21 protein-coding genes are annotated in these 26,198 nt (G+C 72.8%); 11 read left to right on the top strand and 10 right to left on the bottom strand.

Features of this window, described 5'->3' with window-relative positions:
- Positions 1-21: 21 nt before the first annotated feature.
- The 8 genes from SOM19_RS00490 to SOM19_RS00455 are packed head-to-tail and all read left to right on the top strand — an operon-like array spanning position 22 to position 10,424.
- Positions 22-993, top strand: coding sequence for an AAA family ATPase (locus SOM19_RS00490; protein ID WP_320484593.1), 972 nt, complete (start codon positions 22-24; stop codon positions 991-993).
- Positions 993-2,240, top strand: coding sequence for a DUF58 domain-containing protein (locus SOM19_RS00485; protein WP_320484592.1), 1,248 nt, complete (start codon positions 993-995; stop codon positions 2,238-2,240). The genes SOM19_RS00490 and SOM19_RS00485 overlap by 1 nt, the downstream gene beginning before the upstream one ends.
- A complete protein-coding gene (locus tag SOM19_RS00480; RefSeq protein ID WP_320484591.1) occupies positions 2,237-4,618 on the top strand; it encodes a transglutaminase-like domain-containing protein in 2,382 nt (793 codons plus the stop codon). Before SOM19_RS00485 ends, SOM19_RS00480 begins: the two co-directional genes overlap by 4 nt.
- Positions 4,615-5,778: an RDD family protein gene (locus tag SOM19_RS00475; RefSeq protein ID WP_320484590.1), complete on the top strand. Its 1,164-nt coding sequence runs from the start codon at positions 4,615-4,617 to the stop codon at positions 5,776-5,778. The genes SOM19_RS00480 and SOM19_RS00475 overlap by 4 nt, the downstream gene beginning before the upstream one ends.
- Positions 5,775-6,608, top strand: coding sequence for a PP2C family protein-serine/threonine phosphatase (locus tag SOM19_RS00470; protein WP_320484589.1), 834 nt, complete (start codon positions 5,775-5,777; stop codon positions 6,606-6,608). The genes SOM19_RS00475 and SOM19_RS00470 overlap by 4 nt, the downstream gene beginning before the upstream one ends.
- Positions 6,608-8,053: an FHA domain-containing protein gene (locus SOM19_RS00465; RefSeq protein ID WP_320484588.1), complete on the top strand. Its 1,446-nt coding sequence runs from the start codon at positions 6,608-6,610 to the stop codon at positions 8,051-8,053. Before SOM19_RS00470 ends, SOM19_RS00465 begins: the two co-directional genes overlap by 1 nt.
- The gene (locus SOM19_RS00460) at positions 8,050-9,699 is read left to right on the top strand and encodes a serine/threonine-protein kinase (RefSeq protein WP_320484587.1); all 1,650 of its coding nucleotides are present in this window, start codon (positions 8,050-8,052) and stop codon (positions 9,697-9,699) included. The genes SOM19_RS00465 and SOM19_RS00460 overlap by 4 nt, the downstream gene beginning before the upstream one ends.
- On the top strand, positions 9,687-10,424 hold the full coding sequence (locus SOM19_RS00455) for a hypothetical protein (protein ID WP_320484586.1): 738 nt from the start codon (positions 9,687-9,689) through the stop codon (positions 10,422-10,424). Before SOM19_RS00460 ends, SOM19_RS00455 begins: the two co-directional genes overlap by 13 nt.
- A gap of 16 nt (positions 10,425-10,440) precedes the next feature.
- Here SOM19_RS00455 and SOM19_RS00450 read toward each other — a convergent pair whose 3' ends face one another.
- Genes SOM19_RS00450 through SOM19_RS00440 form a run of 3 tightly spaced genes read right to left on the bottom strand, consistent with a single transcriptional unit; the run spans position 10,441 to position 13,802 of the window.
- Positions 10,441-10,947, bottom strand: a complete 507-nt coding sequence (locus tag SOM19_RS00450) for a recombinase family protein (RefSeq protein WP_320484585.1) — start codon at positions 10,945-10,947, stop codon at positions 10,441-10,443.
- A 51-nt stretch (positions 10,948-10,998) separates the two neighbouring features.
- On the bottom strand, positions 10,999-12,786 hold the full coding sequence (locus SOM19_RS00445; protein WP_320484584.1) for a cation:proton antiporter: 1,788 nt from the start codon (positions 12,784-12,786) through the stop codon (positions 10,999-11,001).
- Positions 12,787-12,791: 5 nt separating this feature from the next.
- A complete protein-coding gene (locus SOM19_RS00440; protein ID WP_320484583.1) occupies positions 12,792-13,802 on the bottom strand; it encodes a malate dehydrogenase in 1,011 nt (336 codons plus the stop codon).
- Positions 13,803-13,867: 65 nt separating this feature from the next.
- Here SOM19_RS00440 and ypfJ point away from each other — a divergent pair, with 65 nt between their 5' ends.
- The 3 genes from ypfJ to SOM19_RS00425 all read left to right on the top strand — a co-directional run bounded on the left by ypfJ (position 13,868) and on the right by SOM19_RS00425 (position 17,564).
- A complete protein-coding gene (ypfJ, locus tag SOM19_RS00435) occupies positions 13,868-14,740 on the top strand; it encodes a KPN_02809 family neutral zinc metallopeptidase (protein ID WP_320484582.1) in 873 nt (290 codons plus the stop codon).
- Positions 14,737-15,843 carry a prolyl aminopeptidase gene (pip, locus tag SOM19_RS00430; RefSeq protein WP_320484581.1) on the top strand — a complete coding sequence of 369 codons (1,107 nt, stop codon included), beginning with the start codon at positions 14,737-14,739 and terminating at the stop codon, positions 15,841-15,843. Before ypfJ ends, pip begins: the two co-directional genes overlap by 4 nt.
- A gap of 182 nt (positions 15,844-16,025) precedes the next feature.
- Entirely contained in the window at positions 16,026-17,564 is a 1,539-nt protein-coding gene (locus SOM19_RS00425; RefSeq protein WP_320484580.1) for a DEAD/DEAH box helicase, read from the top strand.
- A 173-nt stretch (positions 17,565-17,737) separates the two neighbouring features.
- On the opposite strand, the gene SOM19_RS00420 is transcribed toward SOM19_RS00425, so the two are convergent.
- The 7 genes from SOM19_RS00420 to SOM19_RS00390 form a co-directional block, all read right to left on the bottom strand.
- A complete protein-coding gene (locus SOM19_RS00420; protein ID WP_320484579.1) occupies positions 17,738-19,375 on the bottom strand; it encodes a GMC family oxidoreductase in 1,638 nt (545 codons plus the stop codon).
- Positions 19,372-21,168 carry an aldehyde dehydrogenase family protein gene (locus SOM19_RS00415; RefSeq protein ID WP_320484578.1) on the bottom strand — a complete coding sequence of 599 codons (1,797 nt, stop codon included), beginning with the start codon at positions 21,166-21,168 and terminating at the stop codon, positions 19,372-19,374. Before SOM19_RS00415 ends, SOM19_RS00420 begins: the two co-directional genes overlap by 4 nt.
- Before the next feature lie 59 nt (positions 21,169-21,227).
- Positions 21,228-22,646: an MFS transporter gene (locus tag SOM19_RS00410; protein ID WP_320484577.1), complete on the bottom strand. Its 1,419-nt coding sequence runs from the start codon at positions 22,644-22,646 to the stop codon at positions 21,228-21,230.
- Between the two features lie 146 nt (positions 22,647-22,792).
- Positions 22,793-24,058 carry a kynureninase gene (locus tag SOM19_RS00405; protein WP_320484576.1) on the bottom strand — a complete coding sequence of 422 codons (1,266 nt, stop codon included), beginning with the start codon at positions 24,056-24,058 and terminating at the stop codon, positions 22,793-22,795.
- Positions 24,045-25,022 (bottom strand): amidohydrolase family protein, encoded by a 978-nt coding sequence (locus SOM19_RS00400; RefSeq protein ID WP_320484575.1) that lies wholly within the window; start codon positions 25,020-25,022, stop codon positions 24,045-24,047. The genes SOM19_RS00405 and SOM19_RS00400 overlap by 14 nt, the downstream gene beginning before the upstream one ends.
- Before the next feature lie 2 nt (positions 25,023-25,024).
- Positions 25,025-25,885 (bottom strand): tryptophan 2,3-dioxygenase, encoded by an 861-nt coding sequence (gene kynA / locus SOM19_RS00395; protein ID WP_320484574.1) that lies wholly within the window; start codon positions 25,883-25,885, stop codon positions 25,025-25,027.
- Between the two features lie 32 nt (positions 25,886-25,917).
- Complete coding sequence (locus SOM19_RS00390; protein ID WP_320484573.1) at positions 25,918-26,175, bottom strand: glutaredoxin family protein; 258 nt, start codon at positions 26,173-26,175, stop codon at positions 25,918-25,920.
- Positions 26,176-26,198 lie beyond the last annotated feature (23 nt).

Genomic DNA, 26,198 nt, shown 5'->3' with positions numbered 1-26,198 from the left:
AACGAGAGAACGAGAACGACAATGACCATGACCCCCGAGCAGGCCGCCTGGTTCCACGGAACCTTCACGCGGCTCGTCGACAACGTCGACCGCGCCCTCCTGGGCAAGCGGGAGGTCGTCGGCCTGGTGCTCAGCGCGATGCTCGCCGAAGGGCACGTGCTGCTCGAGGATGCCCCGGGCACCGGCAAGACGAGCCTCGCGAAGGCCCTCGCGGCCACGGTGCAGGGCACGAGCAGCCGCATCCAGTTCACGCCGGACCTGCTGCCCTCCGACGTCACCGGTGTCACGATCTACGACCAGACCTCGCACAAGTTCGAGTTCCACAAGGGGCCCGTCTTCGCCTCGATCGTGCTGGCGGACGAGATCAACCGCGCCTCGCCCAAGACGCAGTCCGCGCTCCTCGAGGTTATGGAGGAGTCCCGGGTCACCGTCGACGGCGTCACGCATGAGGCCGGCCGCCCGTTCCTCGTCATCGCGACCCAGAACCCGATCGAGCAGGCCGGAACGTACAAGCTGCCCGAGGCGCAGCTGGACCGCTTCCTCATCCGCACGTCGATCGGCTACCCCGACCTCGCGGCGGCCGAGCGCATCCTCGCCGGTGCCGCCGACCGCAACCCGTCGGCGCACTTGCCCGCCATCATCACGACCGGCGCTGTCGCCGACATGGCCGACCTCGCCGCGACCGTGCACGTCGAGGCGGCGGTGCTGCGGTACACCGCGCAGCTCGCCGAGGCGACGCGAACCCACGCGTCCGCCCGCGTCGGCGTCTCGGTGCGCGGCTCGCTCTCGATGATCCGCATGGCCAAGGTGTGGGCCGCGTCGCAGGGCCGTCACTTCGTGACCCCCGACGACATCAAGCTGCTCGCCGGCCCGGTCTGGACGCACCGTCTCGTGCTCGACCCCGAGGCCGAGTTCGCCGGCACGACGCCGGAGACGGTCATCGCCCGCGTGCTCGAGGACGTCGCGGCTCCGCAGGCGAGGTCCGCCGCCTGATGACGACGGAGGCACTCGGCACGGCGATCCCTTCGCAGGATCGTCGCGAACGGCTCGAGGCGACGACCGCCCACGCCGCGCACTGGCTGCGCGGCGTGCTCCGCGTCGTGCGCCCGGCCGCCTGGGTGCTCATCGCCGGAGCCGTCGTGCTCTGGATCGCGGGCGGCGCGCTCGGCTGGTGGGAGCTCACCGTGGCCGCGGTCGTGATCACGACGCTGCTGGCGCTGTGCGCGCTGTTCCTGATCGGCCGCACCGCCTATGACGTCGAGCTCGACCTGACCCGCACGCGCGTGGTCGTCGGGGAGCGCGCGGTCGGCGCCCTGACCCTCTCGAACACCGGCACGCGCGCCATCCTGCCGTCACGCGTCGTGCTGCCCGTCGGGGCCGGCCGAGGCGAGTTCGAGGTCAACCGCCTGGCCCCCGGGTCGTCCGCCGAGGAGCTCTTCGCCATCCCCACCACCCGCCGCGCGGTCGTCGCCGTCGGACCGGTGAGCGTCGTGCGCGGCGATCCGCTCGGCCTGTTCGAGCGCGTGCACCGCAAGGACGAGCCGGTCGACCTCTACGTCCACCCCCGCACCGTGCTGTTCGACGGTCAGTCGCTGGGCTTCCTGCGGGACCTCGAGGGGCTGCCGGCCACGGACCTCTCGCGCGACGACGTCTCGTTCCACGCCCTGCGCGAGTATCAGCCGGGCGACGATCTGCGGCACGTGCACTGGAAGTCGACCGCCCGGACCGGCACCGTCATGGTCCGCCAGTACGAGGAGACCCGCCGCTCGCACTTCGTCATCGGGCTCTCGACGAACCCCGGCGACTATCGCGACGACGAGGAGTTCGAGCTCGCCATCTCGGCCGCGGGCTCCCTCGGACTCCGCGCGCTGCGCGACTCCCAGCGCGTCGAGGTCCGCGTGCAGGAGCGCGCCCTGCCCTCGGGCACGGGCAAGCAGTTCCTCGACTCGCTCTCCGGGGTCGTGCACTCGCGTCCGCGCGCCGGCGGCATCGTCGAGCTCGGCGCGCTCATCGCGGCGACGCTTCCCCTCGCCAGCGTCGTCGTGCTCGTGTGCGGCAGCACGGTCGACGCCAACCAGCTCCGTCAGGCGTGCGCCCGGCTGCCGTTCGGGGCTCGCACGCTCGCGGTCGTGGCCCAGACCGGGGCCGCGCCCCACCTGCGACGCATCGGCGATGCCGACGTCGTGACGGTCGGGGCCCTCGATCAGCTCGCCGGCGCCCTGCGCAAGGTGCTCTCATGACCGCGGCCGTCCAGACCCTCCCGGTCCGACGCTGGGTGCTCGATCTCAGCGCCGTGGCGGCGCTCCTCGCGGTGCCGATCGTCGGCTTCTGGCCGACGTTCGGCGGTCCCGCCTACCTGCCCGCCGCCGTTGGCGGCGCACTGCTCGGCATGGGACTCGCCGCGCTGTGCACGTGGCTGCGCTGGGGCGTGCTGCCCCTCGCCGGCCTGACCGCGCTCACCTACTTCCTCTTCGGAGGAGCACTCGCCCTGCCGCACACCACGGTGGCCGGGGTCATCCCCACCCTCGAGACGCTGCGCCAGCTCGGCCTGGGCGTCGTGACGTCGTGGAAGCAGCTGCTGACCACCGTCGCGCCGGTCGCGGCATCCGATGGTCATCTCCTGGTCCCGTTCCTCCTCTCGCTGCTCGCCGGAGTGCTCACCACGACCTTCGCCCTGCGGCTGCGCGCACCCGCGTGGGCCCTCGTGCCGGCAGCCGCGTTCCTCGGCGCGCAGATCGCGCTGGGCACCTCCCAGCCCGCGGTGCCGGTCGTGCAGGGAATCGTGTTCGCGCTGGTGTCGGCGGTATGGCTGGCCGTGCGACAGAGCTGGCAGCACGGCACGGGCGCGGTGCGCCTGGGCGACGACACGACGCCCGTCCGCGGCGTGGTCGGCCGCCGGCTCCTCCTCGGCGGGGCGGTGATCGCGGTCGCGACGCTGGTCGGCGTGGCGACGAGCGCCTTCGCGGCGCCCGAATCGCCTCGGTACGTCCTGCGCGACGTCGTCATCCCCCCGTTCGACGTGCGCGAGTACCCCAGCCCGCTGCAGTCCTTCCGCGCACTCGTGCGGGACTTCCCCGATGAGCCGCTCTTCTCCGCGGCCGGCCTTCCCGAGGGCGCCCGCGTGCGCATCGCGGCGATGGACGCGTACGACGGCACGGTCTACAACGTGTCCGACCAGGGCGCCGGCACATCGAGCGCGTTCGGTCCGGTTCGGGGCAACATGTCCGCCGACGCCGAGGGCACGCCTGCCACCGTTCACGTCGAGATCGCGGCACTGGACGGGGTGTGGATGCCGGAGGTCGGCGCCGTGCGCAGCATCGCTTTCGACGGCGACCGCGCCGACGACCTCCGCCGCGCCGCGTACTACAACGAGGTCACCGGGACCGCGGTGGTGACGCAGCCGCTCGGCGCGGGGGACTCCTACACGCTCGAGAGCGTGATCCCGGCCTCGCCGAGCGACGACGCCCTCGCCGACCAGGACTTCGCCGCGGTGTCGCTTCCCGATCAGGAGGGCGTGCCGCAGGAGTTCGCCGAGGTCGCATCCGAGGCCGTCGCCGAAGCCACGACACCGGTCGAGAAGGTGCGGGCGCTGCAGACGATGCTCGCCGAGGGCGGGTTCTTCAGCCACGGGCTGGAGGGCGAGGTGCTCTCCCGGGCCGGGCACGGCGCCGAGCGCATCTCCACGCTGCTCGGCTCCGACCAGATGGTCGGCGACGACGAGCAGTACGCCACCGCCATGGCGCTGCTCGCGCGCGAGATCGGCATCCCGGCGCGCGTCGTGATGGGCTTCTACCCCGAGGAGGACCAGGCCTCCCAGGCGGTGTTCACCGCGACCGGCGACAGCCTGCATGCCTGGGTCGAGGTCGCGTTCGAGGACGCGGGCTGGGTGACCTTCGACCCCACCCCGCCCGACGACCAGGTTCCCAACGACCAGACGACCAAGCCGCGGGCCGACCCCAAGCCCCAGGTGCTGCAGCCGCCCCCGCCGCCGCAGCAGCCGGTCGATCTGCCCCCGACCGTGCCCGACGACCGCGAGTCCGAGGACGAGAGCGGCCTCGACCTGGCGCTCCTCGCGACGATCGTCGCGATCGCGCTCGGCGTGCTCGCCCTTCTCGCGCTGCTGGCGGCCCCGTTCATCGTGATCGGCGCCCTCAAGGCGGCCCGGCGGCGACGCCGGCGCGATGCCGAGCGCGCGGCCGACCGCATCAGCGGCGGCTGGGACGAGCTCGTCGACCGAGCGTCCGACTACGGCACCACCGTGCGTCCCGGTGGCACGCGTGCCGAGGAGGCCGGTGTGGTGGCGACCGCCTTCGCCGAGCCCCGCGTCGGGACACTCGCCGAGCGAGCCGACCTGGAAGTGTTCGGCCCGAGAGACCCCACGCCGGAGGACGTCACAGAGTTCTGGCGCCAGGTGGACGAGATCGTCGGCGGCATGGGACAGACCCGTTCGGTGTGGGGCCGGCTCGCCGCACGGCTGAGCGTCCGCTCGCTCCTCGCCGGCACGCGCTTCGCCCTTCCCGCGCGCGCACCGCGCCCTCCACGCGCGGCCCGTTCACGCGCCGCCGAGAGCATCCGGCGGGAGCCCGATCCCGCCGACGAGATCCAGGAGACCTCATGACCGCCCGCCCACCTCTCGCCGTGGTGCCGGCCACCATCGGCCGACGCGTCGGCGCGTACACGATCGACCTCGCCATCGCCGCCGGGATCGGGATCGCGTTCGCCGGGGTCGCCGTCGGCATCGTGCTCGGCACCGGTTCGCCGGCGGACCCCCGCACGCTCGCCCTCGCCTTCGTGCTGGCCGGCGTCGCGTTCTGGGCCGGGTCGGCCGCGTGGGCGATCGTCTGCACCGCGATGCAGGGCGGCCGGGGATCGGTCGGTCAGCGGGCCGTCGACATCCGCCTGGTGCGGGCCGACGGCTCCGGGCCGATCGGGTTCTGGCGGGCGCTCGGCCGCAACGTCGTGTGGGCGCTGTCGTGCATGATCTTCGTCGGCTGGTTCACCCCGCTGTTCGACGCGAGCCCGCTCCGCCAGGGCTGGCACGATCGGGCCTCCGGTGCGATCGTGATCGACGGACGGTGGACGGATGCCGCGGCCCCCGCCGCCCCACACCCCCGTGCCGTCGCCCACCGGCTTCCCCAGGCTGCGCCGACCGAGGTCGAGTTCTCCCCGTGGTTCCTCGACGCGCCCTCCGTCGTTCCGCCGCGGCCGGCGCCGCCCGTCCTGCCGAACGCCGCCGTGCCTCCCACCGCGATCATCCCGGTGGTCCATCCCGTGCCCGCGCCCGCACCGCCGCTGCAGCCCGCGGCAGCCGCGACCTTCGCGCCGTCGGCACCGCCCGCCCCGGCCCCCGTCCTCGTCCCGCAGCTCGTGCCGGCCGCCTCGGACCTCGATGCGACCCGCACCGCGATCACCGTGCCGCCGCCCGCGCAGCGGGCCGCCCTGTTCGCCGATCCGCCCGTGCTCGCGGTGCTGACGTGGGACGACGGCTCGGCGATGGCCGTGTACGGCCGCACCCTGTACGGTCGCAACCCGGCCGTCGAGCCGGGCACCGTGAGCGTCCCGGTGCGCGACGAGACGCTCTCGCTCTCTAAGACGCACTTCGAGATCGGCGGGGACGCCTCGGCGTCCTGGGTTCTCGACCGCCACTCCACCAACGGCACGGTGCTGGTCCGCGACGGCGGCCGCCATCGGCTCATCCCGGGGATCCCCACGTCGCTCCGCTCCGGGGACCGTCTGGAGCTCGGCGACCGCAGCGTCTTCGTGGGCAGCACGTCATGACGGCTCCGGTGACGGTGGCGTTCGGATCGGCAACCGATCCGGGACTGCGTCGCCGCATCAACGAGGATTCCTTCATCGCCGCGACGCCGCTGTTCCTGGTGGCCGACGGGATGGGCGGCCACCACGCCGGCGAGGTCGCCAGCGCGACGGTGATCGACGAGTTCGAGCGGTTCGCGGGCCGGCCGAGCCTCGGCATCGACGAGGTGCGCGCCGCCCTCGCGCGCGCCCGGCACCGCGTCGAGGCGCTGCCGCGGGGCGAAGGCGCCGGCGCCGGGACGACCCTCACGGGCGTCGTGATCGCCGATGTGGACGGCGAGGGCTACTGGCTCACCATCAACCTCGGCGACTCGCGCACGTATCGCCTGAGCGAGGGCGACTTCGAGCAGATCAGCGTCGACCACTCGGTCGTGCAGGAGCTCATCGACGCCGGACAGCTCGACCCCGCCGCCGCCTTCCAGGACACGCGCCGCAACGTCATCACGCGGGCGATCGGGGCGGGCAGCGACGCCGACGCCGACTACTGGCTGATCCCCGCCGAGGCCGGCGATCGCATCCTCGTGTGCTCGGACGGCCTGTCGAGCGAGCTCGACGCCCCGGCCATCCACGCGATCCTCCTCGCCGAGACGCACCCGCAGGCGGCGGCCACCCGTCTGGTGCACGAAGCCGTCCTGCGCGGCGGACGCGATAACATCACGGCGCTGGTGGTGGATGCCACGGCAGTCCGTTCGCGTGCGAACCGCTCCAGCGATCACACCGCTCCGTCGGCGACCGCCGCGGACGAGATCGACGGCGACACGCTCCCGCGTGTGGTCGCCGCAGGGGGTTTTTGATGCCGGTCCACTACTCGCCGGGGGTCCACCCGGTCGCCGTCACGCCGCAGGGATTCGTGGCGCTGGCGGACGACACGAGCCCCGCGCTGAGCGCGCGCATCCACGCGCTGGTGGCCGACGGACGGGGGCTCGGGGGCGTGCTCGAGGCGCTGACCGGCGCCTACGGAACCTCGCTCGCCGCCGTCCCGCCGTTCGCGGTGGCCCTCGCCGAGAGCGGCGCGGTGCGCCTGGCGGCCCGCGGCGGTTTCGCCCTCGAGGTCGAGTCCGACACCGCAGAGCGCATCTCCGGCGAAGGCGTGACCACCTGGACCGAGCGCGTGATCCCCGGGGTGTCACGGGTGACGCTGGTGAGCGGGACGGATGCCGCGCCCCCGGAGTTCCCGGTCGCCGACGGCGTCGTGCTGGCGTCCGGCCTCGTCTGGACGCCCGCGGACGCTCCGCGCGCGGCCACGGCGGCGAACCGCAGGCCCGCGCGAAAGGCTGCGCCGTCGGCGCCGATCGAGCCCCACCTCGGATCCGAGCCCGCCCGGGAGGACGCCGGCACCGCGCGTCCCACCCCGCCCGATCCCATCGCCGAGGTCGACCCGCCGGCACCGTCCGCGTCGAATGCCGCATCCGAGCCCGCGGGGGAGCCCGAGCCGGCAGCGGAGCCTGAGCCCGACGTCGCGCCCCCGCCGATCGCGGAGCCGGAGCCCGCAAAGGCCGAGCCCGCGAAGGCGGAGCCCGCGAAGACAGGACGGGCCGCCAAGGCCGGGGCCGCGGCATCCGCCCCCTTCGTCTCCCCCGTCGTCTCGCCGGTCGATACGACCGTCACCTCGTCGACGACCTCTCCGGGCCTGATCGACTCGGCCGCGGTGCTGTCGCTCGCCGACACGCTGCTTCCCGCGGACTCCACGCTCGGCTCGCCGGCCGAGAGCGCCCCGGACGAGACTCCGGCGGAGCCGGCCTGGGAGGCGACGGTCGTGCGTCCCCTTCCCGAGCCGTCCGGCGCGGCGCCGGTCGTCCAGGGCGATCACGACGGCGCGACCATCTCGCTCGCCGAGGCGCGTGCCCTCCGCACCGGCGACTCGGTGCCGCCTCCTCTGGCGCCGCCGCGCCCGCCGGCGCCCGGCCGCATCCGCGTGTCCACCGGCCAGATCATGACGCTCGACCGCACCGTGGTCATCGGCCGCCGACCGCGCTCCACACGCGTCTCGGGCACCGACCTGCCGCACCTGGTCGCCGTCGACAGCCCGCAGCAGGACATCTCACGCAGCCACGTCGAACTGCGGGTCGAGGGCGATAGCATCCTGGCCACCGACCTGCACACGACGAACGGCACCACCCTGCTGCGGCCGGGCGTCGATCCGGTGCGGCTGCACCCCGGCGAGGGCACCGTGGTCGTGCCGGGTGATGTGATCGATCTGGGCGACGGCATCACCGTCGCGATCGAGGATCTGTCGTGAGCGCCAAGCGCGCGCCCATGGCGCCGCCCGACCTCCCCGGATTCACTTACGTCGACGTCCTGGGGTCGGGCGGCTTCGCTGACGTCTTCCTGTACGAGCAGGCGCTGCCGAAGCGTCGCGTCGCCGTGAAGGTGCTGCTCACGGAGCGGATGTCGAGCGGTTCGGTGGCGGAGTTCACCGCCGAGGCGAACGTCATGGCGATGCTCTCGACGCACCCCGCCATCGTGACGATCTACCAGGCCGGAGTGGCGCGCGACGGCCGGCCCTACCTGGTGATGGAGTACTGCCCGAAGCCGAACCTCCAGGTGCGCTACCGCCGGGAGCCGTTCTCCATCGCCGAGTCGCTGCGCGTCGGCGTGCAGGTCGCCGCCGCCGTCGAGACCGCGCACCGCGCAGGGGTGCTCCACCGTGACATCAAGCCGGCCAACATCCTCGTCACGGAGTACAACCGGCCCGCCCTGACAGACTTCGGCATCGCGTCGACCACGAGCGCGGCCGCCGAGTCGGCGGGGCTCTCCATCCCGTGGTCACCGCCCGAGTCGTTCGCCGACGTGCCTCGCAGCGACCCCCGGTCCGACGTCTACGCACTCGGGGCGACGGTGTACACGCTCCTCGCCGGCCGCTCGCCGTTCGAGCTGCCCGGTCAGCGCAACACCGCGGCCGAGCTGATCCAGCGCATCGAGACATCGCCGCTGTCGCCCCTCGGCCGCGCGGACGTGCCCGCCTCACTGGAGGGCGCGCTCCAGCGGGCGATGTCGAAGTCGCCGCCCGACCGGTACGAGAGCGCGATCGCGTTCGCCCGCGCACTGCAGAAGGTGCAGATCGAGCTCTCGCACTCGGTCACCGCGATCGACATCCTGGACGACGGGATCGCCGACGACGCCGTCGAGGACGAGGACGAGGGCCTCACCCGCGTCCGCGGCGTCGTGAGCATCGACCCGCAGACCACGCCCGCCGCCGGTCCGACCCGGCCGTCCGCGACGACCGCGCCGACCCCACCGCCCCCGCTCGTCTCGCCGGTCTATGAGCCCGCCGACGCCCAGACCATGATCCGCCCCTCGGCGGCGCCGGCGGGAGGCGGCGACACGCGCCGTCGTGCCCCGGTCGAGGTCGAGCCCGCCCTCGATCACACGATGCTGCGCGCCCCGGCATCCGTCTTCACCGAACCGGCCCCCGCACCGGCCGCAGCGCCCGCCCCCACAGCTCCGACGGATGCGCCGACCGCGCCGCGGACACGCTCCCGTGTCGGGCTGTGGGTCGGACTGGGAGTCGCGGCGCTCGTGGTGGTCGCCGTCATCGTCGGGGTCTCCCTGCCCGGCATGCTCGCCGGGGAGAACGAGCCCACGCCGGTGTCGTCGTCCGTCCCGCAGGATCCGGTGTCCTCGGTCGTGCCCGAGCCCGAGGACGTCACCGGCAGCGCCGACGGCGGAGACGTGACCTTCACCTGGACCAACCCCGATCCGCGGGACGGCGACCGCTACGCCGCGGGCGTGGTCGGCGCACCGGACGAGGAGGTCGTGCTCGAGGCGATCGACGTCGCGGAGATCACGGTACCCGCCGATCCCTCGGGCAAGACATGTGTGCAGGTGCTGCTCGTGCGTGAGAACGGCCAGTCCTCCGAACCGGTGACGGGGTGCACGCCGTGACCGCCCGCGCGACCGAGGAGCTCGTCGTCGATTTCGCGGGCGAAGCCTTCACCGTGGAGCCCGGCGAGGTGTTCACGGTCGGCCGCGAGGGTGACCTCGCCATCGACGACAATCTCTTCCTGCACCGCCACTTCCTCACCATCGAGAACATCGACGGCCTCTGGCTGCTCTCCAACGTCGGCAGCCGGCTCTCGGCCACGGTGACCGACACCGGCGGGCGAGTGCAGGCCTGGCTCGCGCCGGGCGCCCGCCTGCCGCTCGTGTTCGCGGCGACGGCGGTGATCTTCAGCGCCGGTCCGACGACCTACGAGCTGACCATCCACGTGGCGGAGCCGGCCTTCCGCGAGACGCAGACCTTCGGCGACGACGACGGTCTCAGCACCATCGGCGACGTGCCGCTGACCCAGAGCCAGCGCGTGATGATCCTCGCCCTCGCCGAGCCGATCCTCCGCCGCGAGGGCACCGGGATGAGCGATCTGCCCACGTCGGCTCAGGCCGCCGAGCGCCTCGGGTGGACCCTGACCCGCTTCAACCGCAAGCTCGACAACGTGTGCGACAAGCTGGACCGCATCGGCGTGCCCGGGATGCGCGGCGGCGTGCGCTCCTATGCGACCAACCGCCGGGTGCGACTTGTGGAGCACGCCATCGCGGCGCGCCTCGTGACCCGCGACGACCTTCCGCTGCTCGACCTCGAGCACGACGCGGCCGCGGACGACGGCGTCTGATCCACCGCCGGCGGCGTCAGCGCCCCGCGTCGTAGAGGTGGCGCCCGCCGTAGCTGATCACCTTGACGACGACCCCGCGGCGGTGCAGGGCAGCGACCGTGCGCGTCTCCTCGTCGATGTCGCGACCCAGGGCGTGCACGTTCGAGACCACCAGCACGTCCCCGCGGGTGAGTGTGCCGAACAGGCGCACCAGGCGCTCCTCCCACGACTCGAGCGTCTCGGGAGCCGGATGCCGGAACCCTTCGATCGGCACGCCGAAGCGGGTGAGCTCGTCGCGCTGGTCGACCACCGACGGCATGTCGTCGCGGGAGATGACGAGCCCGACGAGCCGTGACCCGGCCGGCCGTGCCTGCCACCAGTCGCGATCGCGCTGCAGCTCGGTGAAGCACTTGGGGCAGTCGGCCGCCGCGTGCGGCAGGTGCAGCGGGGACGTCTGACCGGATGCCGCGTCGCCCGCGATCGCCGTCCGCAGCGTGGGAGGGGCACTCGCCACAGACTCCGACGCTTCGCTCACACCGCTCATGACATGCTCCTTCGCCCTGCCCATTCTCCCCCGAAAGCCGGGCGGCGCGTGTCAGTCCTGATCGCCGAGCCGCAGTTCGAGGCTCAGCTGGTCGGCGTCGAGCTCTGCCAGGGCGTGCCGGAGGGCCGGAGTGCTGAACTCGCCGCCCGACGAGACGTCGTTGAGGCGCCGCCGCATCGCCTCGATGACCGCCAGGCGCAGCTCGAGGAAGTCCCGGGCCGTCGAGGTCGTGTCGTCGTCCGGCGGGTCGTACATCCGCGCGCCGACCCGCTCGATCAGCTCCTCGGGGAACGGCTCGCCGTCCCGCCGCCGGAGCTGGGGGCTCGCGATCGCCGCCACCGCCGCCTCGCGCAGCTCCTCATCCAGGGCGGACTGCTCGGCCCGGTCCAGCAGGTTGTCGCCCGGCGACTCGAGGCGGAGGATCCGCACGAGCCAGGGGAGGGTGAAGCCCTGCAGCATGAGGCTGCCGATCGCGACGGCGAAGGCGATGAAGATGAGGAGCTCGCGCTCCGGAGTGTCGCGCGGCAGCGTCTGGGCCGCGGCGAGCGTCACGACGCCGCGCATGCCCGCCCACACGATCACGGCACCGTGCTTCCAGCCGAGCGGCGACGCCTGGTAGTAGTTCAGATCGCTCATCGCGCGTGCGACGCGCGTGCGCATCGAGGCGAGGCGGCGCTGCGTGCGAGGGTCGTCGAGCGAGGGATCACCCCGCCGGGAATCGCGACCCGTCCGGCCCTGCCGACCGCGGTCGAGCGGCACCGCGCCGCTCGCCATCTCGTCGATGCGCTCGCCGATCTGCTCGAGGCGCCGGCGCTGTTTGCCGCGGGCACGACGGCTCTGCAGCCAGACGAGGAACGCGACATACGCCGTGCGCACCACGAGGATGATCGCGAAGGCCCCGAGGGCGATGAAGAGCCCGGTGCCGAGTCCGCTGTGGTTCTCGACGTTGCCCTCGACGATCTGCTTCAGCTCGAGTCCCATGATCAGGAAGACCGCGCCCTCGAGCATCAGCTCGATCGTGCGCCAGTTGTGCTCGTCCGACATCCGCTGCTCGGGGGTGAACCATCGTGCCGAGCCCTGGCCCGTGACGATGCCGGCGACCACCGCGGCGACGAGGCCGGAACCGCCCAGCTCCTCGGTGGGCAGGTAGGCGGCGAACGGGATCACGAACCCGATCGCGGTGTTGGCCGCCGAGTGCCCGATCAGCGAGCGCAGGCGCAGGTTGAGGTAGCCGACGACGCCGCCGATGACGACGGCGACGAGCACACCCCACGCGAAGGCGGGGAGGAATCCGACGCCGACGCCGCTCTCAGCCGGCGCGCCGCTCGCAGCGACCGCCGCCGCCGCGACCATCGTGCGCAGTAGGACGAGGGCGGTCGCGTCGTTGAGCAGGCTCTCGCCCTCCAGCATCGTCACCACGCGCCGCGAGACGCCCAGCCGCTTGACGATCGACGTCGCGACCGCGTCGGTGGGACTCAGGATCGCGCCAAGTGCGACGGCGATCGCCGGGTTCAGGCCGGGGATGACGAGGAGGAAGAAGACGGCCAGCACGATCGAGCTGAGGAGCACGAGCACGAACGACAGCCCGGCGATCGGGCCGAAGTCGCGCCGGAACTCGATGGCGGGCAGGGCGACGGCCGCGGAGTAGAGCAGGGGCGGAAGCACGCCCACGAGGATCCACTCCGGATCGATCTCGGGGATGTCCACGAACGGGAGCAGCCCGACGATGACGCCGACGAGCACGAGCACGAGCGGGCCGGCGACGTTGATCCGGGGCGCGATCGCCGTGCCGACGGCGATGACCACCACGGCCAGGATGGCGAGGACGAGGTACTCCATGGCGGCTAGAGCACTCCGAGCGCTCGCACCGCGTCGCGTTCACCGACGAGCTCGTCGACCGAGGCCGCGAACCGCGCGTGCGCGCGACGGTCGAGGGTGAGGCCTTCGACCACGCGGTAGCCGTCGCCGTCCGACGTGACGGGGTACGAGCAGACCAGGCCCTCGGGCACCCCGTACTCGCCGCGCGACACGACGGCGGCCGAGGTCGTCGCGCCGCCCGTGCCGAGCTGCTCGTCGCGCACATGCTCGATCGCCGCATTCGCGGCTGAGGCCACCGACGACGAGCCGCGCACCTCGATGATCTCGGCACCGCGCTTCGCCACCCGGGGGATGAAGACGTCGTCGAGCCACGCCACCGCGGCCTCGTGCCCGCCCAGGCGCTCGGCGAGGGCGTCGATGACCGGCACCCCGCCGACGGTCGCGTGCGCGACATCCGGGAACTGCGTCGCCGAGTGGTTCCCCCAGATCGCGACGCCCCGCACGTCGTCGGGACGCGCGTCGAGAGCCTGTGCCAGCTGGCCCACGGCGCGGTTGTGGTCGAGTCTCGTGAGGGCGGTGAACCGGTCGGCGGGCACGTCGGGGGCAGCGGATGCCGCGGCGATCAGCGCGTTGGTGTTCGCCGGGTTCCCCACCACGACCGCGCGCACGTCGTCCGCGGCCACGGCGCCGATCGCGGCCCCCTGCGGGCCGAAGATGCCGGCATTCGCGGCGAGCAGATCGGCGCGCTCCATCCCGGGACCCCGGGGCCGTGCGCCGACGAGGAGGGCGATGCCGCACCCGTCGAACGCCACTCGGGGATCGTCGCTGAGCTCCACGCCGTGCAGCATCGGGAACGCGCAGTCCTGCAGCTCGAGGGCCGCTCCCTCGGCCGCCCGCATGCCCTGCGGGATCTCGAGAAGCCGCAGTCGCACCGGTCTGCCAGGGCCGAGCATGTCACCGGCTGCGATGCGGAAGAGTAGGGCGTAGCCGATCTGCCCGCCGGCGCCGGTGATGGTCACTGTCGTGGGTGCCGCCATGCCCTGAGCCTATTGCCGTGTCAAGGCTCCTCGCCCGGAAAGGGGGTCGGGGGTACCGTGAGGCCATGACGTTCAATGACAACGCCAGCGTCGGGGGGAACACGGCGCGTCGTCGAGGGAGGGGCGCGGCCGTCGCCGGTGGAGGAATCGCCGGCATCGGAGCCATCGCCGTCCTCCTCTTCCAGCTGTTCACCGGAACCGACATCTCGGGTCTCGTCGGCGGGGGCGGCGGCGAGGTCGGCTCGGGCGAGTCGACCGAGATCGCGCAATGCCAGACAGGCGAGGACGCGAACGAACGGGACGACTGCCGCCTCGCCGCCGGGTCCCTCGCGCTCGACCAGTACTGGGAGGGCCAGCTGCAGGGCTACCGCGCCCCGCAGCTCATCATCGTCGACGTCGCGACCCAGTCGCAGTGCGGCACCGCCTCGAACCAGACGGGTCCGTTCTACTGCCCGCCCGAGGAGACCGTCTACGTCGACCCGACCTTCTTCGCGCTGCTCCGGCAGCAGTTCGACGCGACGGCCGGTCCGCTGGCCCAGCTCTACGTCCTCGCCCACGAGTACGGCCATCACGTGCAGAACATCACCGGCATCATCCAGGATCACCCCGACAACGGCACCGGTCCCGACAGCAACGGCGTGCGCCGCGAGCTGCAGGCGGACTGCTTCGCCGGCGCCTGGGTGGGCGACATGACCGAACAGGTCGACGAGAACGGCGTCCCGTTCCTCGAGGCGCCCACGCAGCAGCAGATCGCCGACGCGCTCAACGCCGCGCAGACGGTGGGCGACGACCACATCCAGCAGGAGTCTGGCGGTGCCGTCAACCCGGAGAGCTGGACCCACGGGTCGAGCGAGCAGCGCCAGCGCTGGTTCGAGACCGGCTACCGCAACGGGGCGGAGGCGTGCGAGACATTCGGCATTCCGGGGGGAAGCCTGTGAACCAACACCTCGACGAGATCCTCTATCCGCCCATCGAGCCGTACGAGACCGGCGAGCTCATCGTGGGCGACGGGAACCGCGTCTACTGGGAGCAGAGCGGCCATCCCGAGGGAAAGCCGGTCGTGTTCCTGCACGGCGGACCGGGGGCCGGCACCTCGGCCTGGCATCGCCGCTTCTTCGACCCCGAGCGCTATCGCATCGTGCTGCTCGACCAGCGCGGCTGCGGCCGTTCCACCCCCCACGCGAGCGCGCCCCGGGCTGATCTGCGACACAACACGACGTGGCACCTGGTGGCCGACATCGAGCTGCTGCGCCGCAACCTCGGCATCGCGCGGTGGCAGGTGTTCGGCGGCTCGTGGGGCAGCGCCCTGGCCCTCGCGTACGCGGAGGCGCATCCCGAATCCGTCTCGGAGCTCGTGCTGCGCGGCATCTTCACGCTGCGCCGGCACGAGCTGGAGTGGTTCTACGAGGGCGGCGCCTCGGTGATGTACCCCGACCTGTGGGAGGACTTCATCGCGCCGATCCCGGTGCTCGAGCGCTCGCACCTGATCGAGGCCTATCACCGCCGGCTCACCGACCCGGATCCCGCCGTTCACACGCAGGCCGGTGTCGCCTGGTCGCGCTGGGAGGCGTCCACCCTCACGCTGCTTCCCGACCCCGAGCTCGTCGGCGTCATGACCGATCCGGCCGCCGCCACGGCGTTCGCGCGCATCGAGAACCACTACTTCATGCACGGCGGCTGGTTCGAAGAGGGGCAGCTCATCGCCGGCGTCGACGCGATCCGCGGCATCCCGGCGGTCATCGTCCAGGGGCGCTACGACGTCTGCACGCCCCCGATGACCGCGTGGGACCTCCACCGGGCGTGGCCGGAGGCCGACTTCGTGATGATCCCGGATGCCTCGCACTCGGCGTCCGAGCCGGGCATCGCGCGCGCCCTGCGCGAGGCGACGGACCGGTTCGCCGGCGCGTCCACGGCGCCTGCGGCCGAAGAGGCGGAGCCGGCGGCGGAACACGACGAAGAGCCTCCCGCCGACCCGTCGCCGACGGAGCCGGCCGAAGCCCCGCAGGGCGACGCTCAGGAAGCCCCCTCTTCCTCCTGGTAGGGTGGAAGGACTTGCAGCGCGTCACCGCGCTTCTTGCGTCGTAGAACGCTTCCCTCGCCGCCGTCTTCGGGCCCCGCCCGCGCAGATGAGTCGGCTGAAAAACTTCGTACGGCGACCCGTGGGCGAAAGTCGCCACCGGCCACCGACCAGGGTGCGTATGCGCGCCCGGAGAATCCTCCTCAATGACTGACGTCACTTTCAGCACGCTCGGCGTGCCCCAGCCCCTCGTCACCGTCCTCGCTTCGCAGGGCAAGACGACGGCGTTCCCGATCCAGGTCGACACGCTTCCCGACACGCTCGCCGGCCGCGACGTGCTCGGCCGCGGCAAGACCGGCTCCGGCAAGACCCTCGCCTTCTCGATCCCCATGGTGGCGCGCCTGGGCACCAAGCTCGCCGGCGGCTCGCGCCGCAAGGGCCGCCCGCTCGCCCTCGTGCTCGCGCCGACGCGTGAGCTCGCCACCCAGATCGACGCGGTGCTCGCGCCGCTCGCCAAGGCCTACGGCCTGACCACCACCACGATCTTCGGCGGCGTGAACCAGAACCGCCAGGTGCAGGCCCTCAACGCCGGCGTCGACATCGTCGTCGCCTGCCCGGGTCGCCTCGAAGACCTCATGAAGCAGGGCTACGCCCACCTCGACGCGATCGAGATCACCGTCATCGACGAGGCCGACCACATGGCCGACCTCGGCTTCCTGCCGGTCGTGACCCGCATCCTGAGCGCGACGCCGTCCGGCGGGCAGCGCCTGCTGTTCAGCGCCACGCTCGACAACGGCGTGGACAAGCTCGTGAACCGCTTCCTGCAGAACGAGGTGCTCCACTCCGTGGACGAGGCGAACTCGCCCGTCGCCGCGATGACGCACCACGTCTTCACGATGACCGACGCCGATGCCAAGAAGGACGTCGTCCAGGCGCTCGCCTCGGGCACGGGTCGCCGCATCCTGTTCATGCGCACCAAGCACCACGCGAAGAAGCTCGCCAAGCAGCTCACGTCGCAGGGCATCCCGTCCGTCGACCTGCACGGCAACCTGTCGCAGCCGCAGCGCGACCGCAACCTCGCGGCGTTCTCGGCCGGCACGGCCCGCGTGCTCGTCGCGACCGACGTCGCCGCCCGCGGCGTGCACGTCGACGACGTCGAGCTCGTCATCCACGTCGATCCCCCCATGGAGCACAAGGCGTACCTGCACCGCTCGGGCCGCACGGCTCGCGCGGGGGCGGAGGGTGCCGTGGTCACGCTCGTGCTTCCGGGTCAGGACAAGGACGTGGCGCAGCTCCTCCGCAAGGCGGCCATCACCGTGACGCCCGTCCGGGTCACGGCGAAGTCCCCCGAGGTCGCCGCGCTCGTCGGCGAGGTCGCCCCGTACGTCAAGCCCGAGCCCGTGCAGGAGCACTCCCGTGGCGGCGGCTCGAGCCAGGGCGCCAACGCCCAGCGCAAGCGCGCCGCTCGCGAGCAGGGCGGCCAGCGCAGCAGCGGCGGCGGCCAGCGCGGCAACGGCGGTCGCGGTCGCGGCCAGGGCGCCGGAACCACGCAGTCCACCGACCGCGTCCAGGGCGGCCACCAGCGCTCCGACCAGAGCGCCGGCCACACCCGCTCGGCTCAGCCGGCAGCCGGCAACCCCCGCACGTCGGGTCGCCGCGCGTCGACCTCCGGCTCGGCCGGCGGCAAGCTGATGGTCGGCTCGGTCGTCCGTCAGAACGGCGCCGGACGCCGCGGGGGTCACTGACCTCCCGCACGTCTCCACGAAGGGCAGGCCCCTCACGCACCGCGTGGGGGACCTGCCCTTCGGCGTCGGTGCGTTTCGTCTCGCTTCGCTCGCTCAACGACCGAAGACCCCCGGTCGTTGAGCGACGAGCGCAGCGAGGAGACGAAACGCGCCCGAGGCGGAGACGCTTCGGGTCAGCGACCGCGGATGAGGTCGGCGGTGACCTCGCCGATCACGATCGCGGGGGCGTTCGTGTGGCCGCGGATCACCGTGGGCATGACGGAGGCGTCCGCCACCCGCAGCCCGCTGACTCCGCGCACGCGCAGCTCGGGGTCGACGACGGAGGCGGCATCCGTCCCCATCCGCGCCGTGCCGACCGGGTGGTACAGCGTGTGCGAGTAACGGCGCAGCGACAGCTCGGCGCGTTCCACAGGGGTCATGCGCTCGCCGCCTTCGGGCTGGATCCATCCGCCGGTGGTGACCGCCTGCAGCGCGTCGGTGGCGATGAGCCGCTCGCACTGGGCGAGGCCGGCGAGCATCGTGGCCTCGTCGATGCCGTCGGGGTCGGTCAGGTACCCCGGGTCGATGACGGCCTTCGCGGTCGGATCGGCCGATGCGAGCCGGATCGTCCCTCGGCTGACAGGACGCAGCAGGATCGCCCCCACGGTGATGCCTTCGGCCGGACTCGGCACCAGGCCCTCGCCGACGTACGGCACGGGCGCGAAGATGATCTCGATGTCGGGAAGGCCCGCCGCCATGCCGGCGCGGTCGGCGACCTCGGTGCGGAGGAAGCCGACCGCCTCGCCGACGTTGGACGTCAGCATCCCTCGACGACCGCTGAGGTAGCGGGCGAGCTGGCGCGGGCTCTCCGCCCCGAACAGCGTGCCGCCGCGCGCCTCGGGCGCGAGCCCGGCGACCAGGTGATCCTGCAGGTTCGCGCCGACGCCGGGAGAATCCACGAGAAGCGGGATGCCGTGCTCGGCGAGGTGCTCGGCCGGGCCGATCCCGCTGAGCATGAGCAGCTGGGGGGTGTTGATCGCCCCGCCCGACAGGATGACCTCACGCCGGGCGAGCACGTGGCGCGTGACGCCGCCGATCTCGACATAGACGCCGGTCGCGCGCTGCCCGTCTCCCTCGGGCGCGAACGTGACGCGCCGCACCAGGGCCCGCGTGACGACGCGCAGGTTGCGGCGGCCGCGGGCCGGGCGGAGGTAGGCGTCGGCGGTGGAGGCGCGCGCGCCCCGGCGCTGCGACACCATCGTCTGACTGAACCCCTGCCCCTCGGCGAGGTTCGCGGACGTGACGGGGAAGCCGGCCTCGTGCGCGGCGTCGAGGAACGCCGCCGTGTGCGGGCGAGGATCGCGCTGATGCTCCACCGACTGCGGCCCGTCCGTGCCGTGGGTCTCGTCCACCGCGTCCTGCGTGCGCTCGACGCGCCGGAAGTACGGCACGAGGGACTTCCACGACCACGCGGGGCCGGCGGCATCCGCCCACTCGTCGTAGTCGGCGGCGAAGCCCCGGACCCACATCATCGCGTTGAGCGACGACGAACCGCCCAGCGTCTTGCCGCGCGGCCAGTAAACGGTCCGGCCCTCGAGGCGCTCCTGCGGGACGGTGTCGTAGTTCCAGTCGAACGCACCGCGGAAGAGCTTCGAGAAGGCCGCCGGCACGTGCAGCTCGAGCGCCGAGTCGGGTCCCCCGGCTTCGAGCAGCAGCACCGACACCGCCGGATCCTCGCTGAGACGCGCGGCCAGGGCGGCTCCGGCCGATCCGGCGCCGACGACGATGTAGTCCGCGGTGAGCTCCCTTGGCGTGCGTCTGCGCGGGCTCATGCCCGGAAGGCCTGCAGCAACGTGCCCGCGAGCTTGGCGTAGTTGCCTTCCATCCGGAATCGCGTGAAGCCCTCGCACACCGCGGCGCCCGTGCGCGAGGTCACGAACCAGGGCGGCTTCGGCAGCACGGAGAAGGAGCGGCCCTGGGACGCGCCCAGCGAGCGAGGCGCGGCCGAGCGAGGGAACGGGCGGAACGGCCCGCGCGTGACGGAGCGCTCGATGTGGTCGAGGAGCATCCCGTTGTGCACGACCCCGAGGCCGCTCTCGACGTTCTGCAGCGTCGCTCCGGGGAATCCGCCCCACGGCAGGTTCGGCGTCATGTAGCCGAAGGCGGTCCACGAGTTGATCGAGACGGTGCCGTAGCGGAGGTCGGCGATCGCGCGCTCGAAGGCCTCGCCCAGCGCCGCCTGGGTCAGCGGGTCGATGATGACGTGCGCGCCGAGCGTGCCGGTGAGCCGGTCGTTCGCGTGGGCGACGGCGCGGTCGAGGAACTCCTGCCCGTTGCCGGGGAGCGCCACCACCCCGAGCACCGGGGAGAAGAACTCGGTGGTCTCGAGCACCGTGGCGTCGTCGCCGGGGCCGACTTCGATGAGCGCCCGGGTGCCGTCCGCGCACCACACCGCGCCGGGATAGCCGGATGCCGCGGCCGCCAGCTTCTCGTCGCTCCGGGGATACCAGACCGGCCGGCGCGGCGCGGCGTCGTAGGCCGTGCGCAGGGCCTCGAGGAACGCCTCGCGCTGCGGCCAGTCGGCGCTCAGCAGCACGACCTGCCCCGCGATGCAGTTGTGGCCCGAGTTGTGGAGCCGCATGGTGACGACGTGCTCGGCCTGGAATGCCAGGTCGGACTCGCTCCACTCGCCGGGCACGATGATGATGGGCGAGACGCCGCCGAGCTCTGCGGTGATCGGCTTCTTCAGGCGGGGGCGGTTCTCGCGTTTGCGGCGCGCGGTGGCCGCGGCGCCCGAGCCGGTCGAGGGCCCCCACACGATCGCATCGAACGTCGAGGCGGCGCCGGTGATGTGCACGTGCGAGATGCCCTTGTGCTCGCTGAGGTAGGCGCCGACGTCTCCTCCACCGCGGACGATGTGCAGGAACCCCGGTTCGATGAGCGGAGCCAGCGCCCGCTCGAACACCGGGACCAGCACGTCCTGCGTGGGGTTCACCTTGAGGATCGCGACGCGATTGTGCGCGAGCAGCTCGTACATCACGTCCAGTACGGGGATCGAGGTGACGTTGCCGGCGCCGAGCACCAGCCCGATGCCGCCCGGCTCCGTGGGGGTGAGCTGGCCGAGGCCTGCCTCGACTCGCAGCTCCGCCTCGCCGACGCCCGGTTCGAACCACACCTCGCCGGTGTAGCCCGACAGCAGCATGCCGTCGATCGCCGTGAGCGGGAAGACGTGGGCGCGGACGCGGTCGCCGGGTGCGGCATCCGTCTTCACGCCGTCGAGGGGGCTCCTGCCCGCCGCGAGCGCCTTCAGCGTGGAGCGGTACGCGTCGAGGGCGACGAGGGTGGCATAAGGTCCGCCGAGCCACTCCTCACCCCGCAGCGGATGCCCCGGCTCGATGCCCTTCGAGGTGGAGGCGACGTCGGCCCACTCCTCGGCCACCGCCACCACCGACGCGCGGATGCCGTCGATCAGGCGGCCGCGCTGGTCGAGCGTGAGGTGCGACCAGGTGCGGGCGCCCACCTCCAGCTCGGCGATCGCCGTGTCGAGGGCCGCGTGGTCCTCGACGGGGAGAGCGGGCGCTGACGTGCGCTCGGGGGTGGCTGATACCGGGGCGGCCTGGGGCACGGGCGCTCTCCTTCGGGCGGGGTGTCTCAGTCTACGTCCCGGCCGTTTGGGACGGGATGTCAGAGCGCCTGCGACTCGATGTCGCTGCGGCGCAGCGGGTAGCGGGCGAGGCTGACGAGACTCAGCACGATGAGCGCGGCGGGGACGATGCTGAAGCTCAGCACGATGCCGGTGACCGCCGCATCGGGCTGCTGCACGACCTGACCCGCGGTCGACGAGACGTACCCGGTCGCCGCCAGGATGATCGTGAGCACGCTGGCGCCGAGCGCGAATCCGACGGTCTCACCCGCGGTCCAGACGCCGCTGAACGACCCGGCGCGACCGGACTCGTGGCTGCGCTCGTCGTGCGAGATGACGTCGGGCAGCATCGCCATGGGCAGGGACTGCATCCCCGCGTACGCGATGCCCGCGACGGCGACGGGGGCGTAGATCCACGCGCCGGGCGCCCACAGCACGCCGACGATCGACAGGGCCGCGACGGCGAACACCGTGCTGGCGATCGCGAACGCGCGCTCCTTGCCGATGCGGCGGGCGGCGACGCCCCAGGCGGGCGCTGCGAAGAGCGCGGGCGCGATCAGTGCGACGAAGAGCAGGGTGACCGCACTCTCGGAGTGCAGCACCCAGGTGGCGACGTACTGCGCCCCCGCGAGCATGAGTCCCGTCGCGAGCGCCTGGAGGAGGAACGTCGACAGCAGCGCGCGGAACGGCGCGCTGCGCCGGAGGGCCCGGATGCCGTCTGCGAAGTGCTCGCGGATGCCGGCGCCCGCCGGCGCGGAGGCGTCCGGGAGGGCGGGAACGGTGACGGCCGTTGCGGCGCGGCGAGCGACCGTGGTCGCCACGAGCATGCCGAGCCCGATCACGACACCGGCGACGATCCCCATGATGAGGTAGCCGAGCGCCGGGTCATCGGTCAGCCCGCGCAGCTCGGGGCCGCCGGCGCCGAAGAGCAGGATCGACAGGGTCAGCACCACCACCCGCCACGTGAGCAGGCGGGTGCGCTCGTCGTAGTGCGGCGTGAGTTCGGCCGGGAGTGCGATGTAGGGCACCTGGAAGAGGCTGAACGCCGTGGCGGTCAGCGTGAAGGCGAGGAACACCCAGACCGCGCCGACCACGGGTCCGAGCGCGGGAGGGACGGCGAAGGTCAGCGCGAACAGCACCGGGATGCTGCACGCGCCGATGAGCATGAGCCGGCGCCGGGTGCCGCGGCGTGCCAGGTCGCGGTCGGTGAGGGCGCCGATCACCGGGTCGACCAGGACGTCCCACAGCTTCGCGAGGGTGATGACGACGCCCGCCGCGAGCGCCGCGACGCCCAGCGAGTCGGTGAGGTAGTAGGTGAGCACCAGGCCGGGCAGCGTCGCGAAACCGCCGGTGCCGAGGGATCCGGTGGCGTAGCGGGCGATCGTGCCCCGGGACAGGCGGGTGCCCGAGGGGCGAGGGGCGGCCTGGGCCGCGCCGGCGTCGGGAGCGTCGGTGCTCATCGCGCCAGTGTAGGTCAGCGCCGCGCAGCGCCCCCGCGCCCCTGTGGACGGCGGGCAGGGGCGTTTCGTCTCGCTGCGCTCGCTCAACGACCGAGCGCGTGGTCACCGGTCGTTGAGCGAGGAGCGCAGCGACGAGACGAAACGCGTCAGCCCAGGTCGGCGACGGCCGCCTCGACCGCACGCATTCCGGCGAGCGTCTCGGCGAAGCTCGTCGAGAGCGGGGACAGCCCGATGCGGAGCCCCTCGGGGTCGCGGTAGTCGGGGATGACGTCCTCGGCCCACAGCCGCGCCGTGACCGCCCGCATGGCCGGATGCGACAGGGTGACGTGGCCGCCCCGCGCCGCCGGGTCGCGCGGCGAGGCGACGCTGACCCCGAGCGGTGCGAGCAGCTCGTCGGCTGCACGCACGGCGAACGCCGTCAGCGCGATCGACTTGGCGCGGATGGCGTCGATGCCCGCGTCCTCGATGAGGGCGAGGGTGTCCTGCATCGCGAGCATCCCCACGATGGGCGGTGTGCCGGAGAGGAACCGGCGCATTCCCTCGGCAGGCCGGTAGTCCGGGCCCATCGCGAACACGTCGGCCGTGCCCATCCATCCCTGGATCGGCTGGGAGAGCGTCTCCTGGTGCCGCGCGGCCACATAGGCGAACGCGGGCGAGCCCGGGCCGCCGTTGAGGTACTTGTAGGTACAGCCCACCGCGAGGTCGAAGCCCCAGGCGTCGGCTGCCACGGGCACCGAGCCCGCGGAGTGGCAGAGGTCCCACACCACGAGTGCGCCGGCGTCGTGGGCGATCGCCGTGAAGGCCGCGGCATCCGCCAGATAGCCGGAGCGGTACGCGACATGGCTCAGCAGCACGACTGCGGTCTGCGGGCCGACGGCCGCACGCAGCGCGTCGGCGGTGACCCCCGCAGAGAGGTCGACGTCGACCCACCGCACCACGCCGCCTCGCTCGCGGGCGATGCCGTCGACCAGATAGCGGTCCGTGGGGAAGTTGTCGCGGTCCACCACGATCTCCACGCGCGCCGGATCGGCCGCCTGCTGCGCGTCGAACGCTCCGCGCACCAGCTTGTACAGCAGCACGGTCGTCGAGTCGCCGACGACCGTCTGTCCCGGCGCGGCGCCGATGACGGCACGGCCGATGGTGTCGCCGATCGAGAAGGGCAGCTGCATCCACGACTCGTCCCAGCCGCGGATCAGGCGACCGCCCCACTGCTCCGTCGCGAAGGCCGTGAGCCGTTCGACGCTCGCCCGCGGCGGACGCCCGAGCGAGTTGCCGTCGAAGTAGACCAGCGAGGTCTCGGCGCCGAGGAACGCGTCCCGGTGCGCTCGCAGGGGATCGGCGGCGTCGAGAGCGGATGCCTCGGCCTCGAGAGCGGCGGCCGCGCGCAGTGCGGCGGGGTCAGTGGTCGTCATCGATGAGCTCCTCGGTGGGGACGACGGTCGCAGCCCCGAGCCACTCGGCGACATCGCCGAGGGAGCGCGGCGGCGCGCCGGGGATGAAGGTGGCGACGCCCGCCGGCGCGGCGGCCGGCCAGGGATCGCACAGGGCGTTCAGCAGCGCCTCGCCGCGCACGCCCGCGCGATCGAGGGCGGCGAGCTCCTCGACCTGCACGCCGACCCGGCGATCGCCGTTTCCGAGGTCGGTTCCGTACAGCACCCGCCCGCCCGCCGCGGCGAATGCGGCGAGGTTGGCGGTCGCCGTCGCGGCGGCTGGCGGCTCGTCGCCGTGGATCCCCAGGGTCGAGATCCATCGCTGCCCGGCGCTGACGGCGCGGGCGATGAGCACGGCGTCGAGCGCCTCGGTGAACGGGGTGTGGGCGAGGACGTCGACGCCCGCCTCGAGCGCGAGCCGCGTCATCCCGTCGCCCTCGACGTGGGCGACGACCGGCAGGCCGTGCCCGTGCGCCGCGGCGACGACGGCGTCGAGGGTCACCGCGTCGAACACCGGCCCGGCTGCCGCGTTCAGCGCTACTTTGACGACGGATGCCCCGAACGAGGCCTGCTCGTCGACCGCCGTCGCCGCGCCTCCGGGAACGCCGGGGTGGGCGGAGGGGTCGCTGATCTCGCGGACGATCTCGGCGGGCGCCCATGCGCGACCGGCCGGATAGCCGCCGGGCGCCGTGAGGAATGCGCCTGCGTACGCCACGCGCGGCATGGCGTCTGCGGCGCGACGCGCGAATCCGACCGGGTCGCCGCCGAGGTCGAGCACCCCGGCGATGCCGCCCGCGGGAAGGGCGTGCTCGTCGATCAGGTGGAGGTGCACGTGGTGGTCGGTGAGGGGCGGCAGCGAGACGCCGTGCTCCCCGGTGAGCGCCCGTCGGCAGAGCGCCGGCAGGGGGCCGAGCAGCTCGTGCAGCGCGACAGGATCGGCGTGCACGGTCAGGGCCCGATCTCGGTCCGGACTGCGAAGAGCTCGGGGAAGAAGGTGAGCTGGAGCGCGCGCTGCAGGAACGGCACGCCGCTCGACCCGCCCGTGCCGGTCTTGAACCCGATGATGCGCTCGACGGTCTTCAGGTGGCGGAAGCGCCACAGCTGGAAGTTGTCCTCGAGGTCGACGAGCTCCTCGCACGTCTCGTAGGCGGCCCAGTGCGCCTGCGGATCGGCGTAGATGTCGGCGAAGATCGGCACCAGCTCGGGTGTGAACGTCCAGGCCTGCGTGACGTCGCGGTCGAGGACGGACTGGGGGATCGGGTAGCCCGAGCGCGCCAGCATCCGGAGGAACTCGTCGTACAGGCTGGGTGCCTCGAGGGCGCGCCCGACGAGCTCGTGCGCGAACGGGTCGGCGGAGAACACCTTCAGCATCGCGGCGTTCTTGTTGCCGAGGGTGAACTCCACCGCGCGGTACTGCGCCGACTGGAAACCGCTCGCGTTGCCGAGGACGCCGCGAAACTGGGCGTACTCCGCGGGGGTCAGTGTGGCCAGGACCGACCACTGCTCGGTGAGCGTCTTCTGGATGTGCTTGACGCGTGCGATGCACTTGAGCGCGGGGGCGAGCTGCTCCTCGCGCAGCAGAACGCACGCGGCGGACAGCTCGTGCAGCACCAGCTTCAGCCACAGCTCCGTGGTCTGGTGCTGGATGATGAACAGCAGCTCGTCGTGGTGCTCGGGATCGCTCAGCGGCCGCTGGGCGGCGAGCAGGGTGCCGAGGTCCAGATAGCCGCCGTAGCTCATGCGGTCGGCGAAGTCGGTGACGACCGAGCCCTCGATCGCCCGGGTATTGCGTTCGACGCCTTCGCTCACACAGTCAGCCTACTGAGCGCGGCGCGAGGGCGTCAGATGAGCGAGAGCTCCTGCAGCTTGGCGACGACGTCGGCGTCGCTCGGCTCGACGTGGTGCGAGGAGTCGGGGTACACGACCACGGGGATGTTCGTGCGTCCCGAGATCTCGCGGGCCACATCGGCGGCGGCGGGGTCGGTCATCAGGTCGACGTAGGTGTAGCGGACGCCGAGCGAGTCGAGCTGACGCTTGGTGCGGACGCAGTCGCGGCACCAGTCGGCGCCGAACATCGTGATGGAGGAGGGGGAGGCCATGCCTCCATTCTCCCGGATGCATC

Origin of the sequence: Microbacterium sp. CFBP9034 (assembly GCF_034045255.1) — a bacterium.
Taxonomy (GTDB): Bacteria; Actinomycetota; Actinomycetes; order Actinomycetales; family Microbacteriaceae; genus Microbacterium.
This window is presented reverse-complemented; position numbering and strand designations above follow the sequence as displayed.